The organism is Ramlibacter sp. 2FC (genome assembly GCF_005503345.1).
Lineage (GTDB): Bacteria > Pseudomonadota > Gammaproteobacteria > Burkholderiales > Burkholderiaceae_C > SCMQ01.
Genome location: NZ_SCMM01000103.1, coordinates 1 through 6554, shown reverse-complemented (window position 1 = coordinate 6554; position 6554 = coordinate 1). Strand labels below are relative to the sequence as shown.

Below are 6554 nucleotides of genomic sequence, written 5' to 3'. Positions count from 1 at the left end.
CGGCCGGACCTCGGGTTGCATCGGGGGGCGCACCTCGGGCCGCACTTCCGGTCGTACCTCGGGGCGCACCTCTGGACGCATGTCAGGCCGCACCTCGGGGCGCACCTCGCGGCCGCGCGGCACCGGCATGGCGTCGCCCCGGCCGCGCAGTTCCTGTTGCGGGGGCGGGAAGTCGGGGCGATCGCGGCGCTCGGGCAAACGCTGCAGGGCCGGTGCTTCCTCCCGGGGTGTCATGCGCTCCTGCGGCGGGCGCTGGCCCGGCATCGGCATGACGGGTTCCGCCGGCCGCATGGACGGCTCGGCCTGGCGCGGGCCGCGCAAGGGCTGGGGTGGCGGCAGCGCAGCCGGGCCGCGTCCCGGGTCGAAGGCAGGTACCGGGCGCCTGGAGGCGGGCGGCGGTGCGAAGGCGCGCACCACGGGCGGCTGGGCTGCCGCCAGATGCGGCTGCGCCGGCACCGCGCGTTCGAACGGCTGTCCACCGGCCGTGGCGCCTGCAGGTGCCACGATGCTCAGGCGTGCCCGGGCCGCAGGATCGCCGTGCACGCGCATGCCCGGGGCCTGCAGCGGCGGCGCGCCGACGACCACGGACGGTGCCGTGCCCAGCGGCGCCGGCACGATCAGGCCGGGACGCGATCCGGGTGGTGCCGGCACGAACACGCCGGCCGGGCCGATCGGCGCCGGACCCGGGATCACGCCGCGCCGGGCGCTGACCACGGTAATCTGGATGTGCAGCGGCGGCGGCACGAACACCACGCCCGGCGAGGCCCAGAAACCGGTGATGAAGACCACCCGGCCATGGCGGTGCTCGTAGTAGGGCGGCACCCAGGTGTAGTAGGGCCAGGGCGGCGCCATCCAGCGGCCGGCGGCCCAGACCCAGAGGCCGTCCCAGACCCAGTAGCCGCCTATCCAGACGGCCCCCGCGAACGGCATCGGTGGCGGGACGTCGACCAGCATGGGCGGCGGCGCCCAGCCCACCAGGATGGGCGGCGGCTGCGACAGCGGCGGGTCGACGTAGACGCTGACCACCTCTTCCTGGATGGGTTCGGCGTAGCCCCAGGGCGGGGAGGGCTGGCTGTAGACGGGCGTCGGCGCCGTGTCGTAGGCGACGCAGCCTGCCGCCAGGGCGCAGAGCAGCGCCGGCAGCAGGCGCAGCGCAGAGGGAAGACGGACTGGGTGCATGAAAAGACTCCTAAGGATGGGGCGGCAGCTATGGCCCTTCTCTTCATTAAAACGCACGGGCCGCCATGTCGCCGACAGGCTCCTGGAGCGGGCAGAATCGGGGCATGACTCAGAAACTTGCCGGCCACCTGCTCGTCGAATGCCTTCTGGCCCAGGGCGTCACCCATGCCTTCGGTGTGCCGGGCGAGAGCTATCTGGCCGTGCTCGACGGCTTCCACGCGCATGCCGAGCGCATCCAGTTCGTGATCTGCCGCCATGAGGGCGGCGCGGCCTTCATGGCCGAGGCCCAGGGCAAGCTGACCGGCCGCCCCGGCGTGTGCTTCGTCACGCGCGGGCCGGGCGCGACCAACGCCTCGATCGGCGTGCACACGGCGTTCCAGGATTCCACGCCCATGGTGCTGCTGGTCGGCGACGTGGCCAGCGACACGCGCGACCGCGAGGCCTTCCAGGAGGTGGACTTCTGCAGCTTCTTCGGCCCCAGTACCAAGGGCATGGCCAAGCGCGTGGAGCGCATCGACGATGCGCGCCGCATTCCCGAGTATGTGGCGCGCGCCTTCGCCACCGCCATGAACGGGCGGCCGGGCCCGGTGGTGCTGGTGCTGCCCGAGGACATGCTGACCCAGGTGGTGGACGCCGAGCCCCTGCCCAGGGTCGAGGCGGTGGAAGCCTGGAGCGATCCGGGCGCGCTGCGCCGCCTGCGCGAGATGCTGCTGGCGGCGCAGCGTCCCCTGGTCATCGCCGGCGGCGGCGGCTGGACACCGCAGGCCGCCCAGGCCCTGCAGCGCTTCGCCGAGAACTGGCAGCTGCCGGTGGGCAACGCCTTCCGCTTCCAGGACACCTTCGACAACCACCACCCGCTGTACGCCGGCGACGTGGGCATAGGCATCAACCCCAGGCTGGCCCAGCGCATCCGCGAGAGCGACCTGATCCTGGCCCTGGGTGCGCGCCTGGGCGAGATGACGACCAGCGGCTACACCTTGATCGAGCCGCCGCGTCCGCAGCAGAAGCTGGTGCATGTCCATGCCAGCGCCGAGGAGCTCAACCGCGTCTACCAGGCCGACCTCGCGATCTGCGCGACCATGAATGCCGCCGCGCGAAGCCTGGAGGTGCTGACGGCGCCGCCCACCCTGTCCTGGTCCGAATGGAGCGCCGCAGTGCACGCCGACTACGAGGCCAACCTGCGGCCGCAGGAACTGCCGGGCGAGGTGGATATGCCGGCCATCGTCGCCACGCTGCAAAGGCACCTGCCGGCCGACGCGGTGCTGACCAACGGCGCGGGCAACTTCGCGAGCTGGGTGCACCGCTTCTTCCGCCACCACGGCCTGGCCAAGGGCCACAAGACCCAGCTCGCACCCACGGTGGGCGCCATGGGCTACGGCGTGCCGGCCGGCATCGCGGCCAACCTGCTGACCGGCCGCACGGCTTTCACCATCGCCGGCGACGGCGATTTCCTGATGAACGGCCAGGAGCTCGCGACGGCCGTGCAGCACGGCGGCAAGAGCATCGTCGTGCTGCTCAACAATGGCATGTACGGCACCATCCGCATGCATCAGGAGCGCCACTACCCGGGCCGTGTCAGCGGCTCGCAGCTGAGCAACCCCGACTTTGCGGCGCTGGCCTGCGCCTACGGCTACGTGGGCGTGCGCATCACGCGCACCGAGGAATTCGAGCCCCAGCTGGTAGCGGCGCTGGCGCGCGAGCAGGGCACGCTGATCGAGGTGATGCTGGACCCCGAGGTGATCACCACCCGCGGCACGCTCAGCGCCATCACCGAGGCGGCATTGACGCGGCCCTGAGCCTGCTTGCAGGGCGCGGCGCGGGCCGTGCCGGGCATGAAAAAGGCCGGTTTCCACCGGCCTTTGCGCATCCGTGCGGAACGGATTACTTGAGGTGCTTGCCGATCAGGCCGGCCATCTCGAACATGGAGACCTGGGCCTTGCCGAAGATCTCCTTGAGCTTGGCGTCGGCGTTGATCATGCGCTTGTTGAGCTTGTCCTGCAGGCCGTTCTTCTTGATGTAGGCCCACAGCTTGCTCACCACCTCGGTACGCGGCAGAGCGGCGGCGCCCACCACGGCGGCCAGGGCGCCGCTGGGGGTCAGGGCCTTCATGAACGCGGCGTTGGGCGTGCGCTTCTTGGCCGGAGCCTTCTTGGCGGCGACCTTCTTTGCCGGTGCGGCGGCCTTCTTGGCGGGCGCGGCCTTCTTGGCCGGTGCCTTGGCGGCTACCTTCTTTGCAGGCGCCGCAGCCTTCTTGGCGGGAGCGGCTTTCTTCGCGGGTGCGGCTTTTTTCGCCGGAGCTTTCTTTGCAGTTGCCATGATTGAATGTCCTATTTTGGAAGTTGAATAACCACCAGCGAAAACTGCTTCTCTACTGGCAGCGATGATGCTAATGGAGAAGCAATCTGTTTCCAAGTGAAAACGCAGATTTTTCACTCGAAGATGTTGCGGATTTGCCTCTGAAAACGCGTCGAAGTTGGCCATGGACGGACGGCTCGCGATCGCGCCACGCCATGCGCCCGTTTCGGACCGGTCGAAGGCGCCGCCGAAACGGCTTGATGCAAGGCCCTCGCAGGCTCAGCGGCGGCTGCCCACGCGCAGCGCAAGCCGTGTCGGCAAGGTGGCCAGCAGCACGCCGGCCAGCGCGATCGCCAGCGCCAGCAACTGGATGCCGTCCAGTGGCTCGCCGAGCACCCAGACGCCGACCAGGGCCGCGCTGACGGGCAGCATCACGGTGAACACCCCGCCCTGCGCCGCGGGCACGCGCTTGAGCCCGGTCATCCACAGCCACACGGTCCACATGCAGGCGGCCAGCGCGTAGAACACCAGCAGCAGCCAGGTGGCTGCAGGCACGGTGTTGAAGTCGAAGCGCCAGGCGACATAGAGGCCGGCGGGCGTGGACAGGGCGAAGCCCCAGAGGTTGATCAGCGCGGTGATGCGCTTCGGGCCCAGCGCGCCGGTCAGCTTCTTGCCGATCACCGAATAGGCCGCCTCGCACAGCACGGCGCCGAGCAGCAGCAGCTGGCCCAGCCAGGCCTGGGGGTGGGCCGCTGCGGCGCTCGCAGCCTCAGGCGATCCAAGCGCGGGCCTGGCCAGCGCCAGCAGGGCGATGCCCAGGGCCGCGCAGGCCACGGCGGCCCACAGCCGCGCACCGATGCGCTCGCCCAGGAAAGCCCAGCTCATGAGCGCCACCACGGCTGGGATCGCGGCCATGGTCACGCCGGCCGAGACGGCGCTGGTGAGGCTCACGCCATAGACCATGCAGAGCGTGAACAGGAAATTGCCCAGCAGCGACTCCAGGAACAGCAAGCGCCGCGTCTGAGCCGTCATCGGCGGTTCGTCGGCGGGCTTTCTGAGCCAGTGCAGCATGGCCAGGCCGCCGATGCCGAAGCGCAGCCAGGTCAGCAGCAGCACCGGCAGGGCGGCCGCCAGGGGCTTGGACAACGCCACGTAGCTGCCCACCAGCGACATGCTGAGCGCCAGACAGCCGTAGGCCAGGAGTCGGTTGGAGCGAGGATTCACGGGGCCGGGAGAGGGGAGCGACGGCCCCGCATCATGCACCAAGCCTCTGGCGGAGTCTTCGAGTGTCCGGACGGCCGGATGCGCGTTTCATCCGATAGAAAATGTATTTCACAATTCGAAATTGATCGATGTTGCGGCGCGACATATTTTCTCAATACGGGAAATATAATTTCACATTGAGATATAATATTTGTAAGTTGTTGATTTTAAATAAAATAAAAAAATGTCTTGTATAAGACACAAGAGATGGATTGAGTCTTATAGAAGAGTTAAAGTGAAGCCATCGACAGCGGTGGTTCTTGCCTCAAGCCGGTGTCGCCCCGTTTCACCACTCTCAACTTCTGGAGGTTCTCATGCCGCAAACCATCACCGAACAACTGAGCCGGGAACAGCAGGTCGCCGCCCTGGAAAAAGAATGGGCCACCGATCCGCGCTGGAAGGGCGTCAAGCGCGGCTACAGCGCTGCCGACGTGGTGCGCCTGCGCGGCTCGCTGCCGATCGAGCACACGCTGGCCCGTCGCGGCGCTGAAAAGCTCTGGGACAAGATCAACGGTGGCGCCAAGAAGGGCTACGTGAATGCCTTCGGCGCCATCAGCGCCGGCCAGGCGATGCAGCAGGCCAAGGCCGGCCTCGAAGCCGTGTACTTGTCGGGCTGGCAGGTCGCGGCCGACGGCAACACCTCGGAAACCATGTACCCCGACCAGTCGCTCTATGCGTACGACTCGGTGCCGACCATGGTCCGCCGCATCAACAACACCTTCAAGCGTGCAGACGAGATCCAGTGGGGCCGTGGCATCAACCCGGGCGACAAGGAATTCATCGACTACTTCCTGCCCATCGTGGCCGATGCCGAAGCCGGTTTCGGCGGGGTGCTGAACGCCTTTGAGCTGATGAAGAACATGATCGCCTCCGGTGCTGCGGGCGTGCACTTCGAAGACCAGCTGGCGGCCGTCAAGAAGTGCGGCCACATGGGCGGCAAGGTGCTGGTGCCGACGCAGGAGGCCTGCGAGAAGCTGATCTCGGCGCGTTTCGCGGCCGACGTGATGGGCGTGTCGACCATCGTGCTGGCGCGCACCGACGCGGAAGCCGCCAACCTGATCACCTCGGACCACGACGCCAACGACAGGCCTTTCCTGACCGGTGAGCGCACCCAGGAAGGCTTCTACCGCGTCAAGAACGGCCTCGAGCAAGCCATCAGCCGCGGCGTGGCCTACGCGCCCTACGCCGACCTGGTGTGGTGCGAGACCGGCGTGCCCGACATCGGCTTCGCCCGCGAGTTCGCGCAGGCCGTGCATGCTGCCTGCCCGGGCAAGCTGCTGTCGTACAACTGCTCGCCTTCGTTCAACTGGAAGAAGAACCTGGACGACAAGCAGATCGCGTCGTTCCAGGAAGACCTGTCGGCGCTGGGCTACAAGTACCAGTTCATCACGCTGGCCGGCATCCACATCAACTGGTTCAACACCTTCCAGTTCGCGCATGCCTATGCCCGCGGCGAAGGCATGAAGCACTACGTGGACATGGTGCAGGAGCCCGAATTCGCCGCACGCGACAAGGGCTACACCTTCGTGTCGCACCAGCAGGAAGTTGGCGCCGGTTATTTCGATGACGTGACCACCGTGATCCAGGGCGGCTCGTCCAGCGTCAAGGCGCTGACCGGCTCGACCGAGGAAGAGCAGTTCCACTGAGCAGCATCTGCGCTGTCACAGGTTCGGGGCCCGCAGGCTTTGCCTGCGGGCCTTTTTTGTGGTGCGCCCGGCAGGGCGCACCCACTCGGAGGTGAAAGTCCTCTACTCGCCCGGCAAGGGGAAGAGTTAGCCGAAGGCAAGGGTTTCGCGGGCGACTGCGAGTCTGAAGGA

General features: G+C 67.6%; 4 protein-coding genes and 1 pseudogene. 2 read left to right on the top strand and 3 right to left on the bottom strand.

Annotated features, from left to right (window positions below; all coding sequences use genetic code 11):
* Positions 1-1179 (bottom strand): annotated as a pseudogene (locus tag FFS10_RS22480) (hypothetical protein); the annotation flags it as partial.
* 104 nt (positions 1180-1283) lie between these two features.
* Between FFS10_RS22480 and FFS10_RS22475 the strand changes: the two are divergent.
* A complete protein-coding gene (locus tag FFS10_RS22475) occupies positions 1284-2975 on the top strand; it encodes a thiamine pyrophosphate-binding protein (protein ID WP_137896827.1) in 1692 nt (563 codons plus the stop codon).
* Positions 2976-3060: 85 nt separating this feature from the next.
* Here the strand turns inward: FFS10_RS22475 and FFS10_RS22470 are convergent, their stop codons facing one another.
* Positions 3061-3495, bottom strand: coding sequence for an SWIB/MDM2 domain-containing protein (locus tag FFS10_RS22470; RefSeq protein ID WP_137896826.1), 435 nt, complete (start codon positions 3493-3495; stop codon positions 3061-3063).
* 258 nt (positions 3496-3753) lie between these two features.
* Positions 3754-4647, bottom strand: coding sequence for a DMT family transporter (locus FFS10_RS22465; protein ID WP_137896828.1), 894 nt, complete (start codon positions 4645-4647; stop codon positions 3754-3756).
* A 404-nt stretch (positions 4648-5051) separates the two neighbouring features.
* Between FFS10_RS22465 and aceA the strand changes: the two genes are divergently transcribed.
* The gene (gene aceA, locus FFS10_RS22460) at positions 5052-6383 is read left to right on the top strand and encodes an isocitrate lyase (protein WP_137896825.1); all 1332 of its coding nucleotides are present in this window, start codon (positions 5052-5054) and stop codon (positions 6381-6383) included.
* Positions 6384-6554 lie beyond the last annotated feature (171 nt).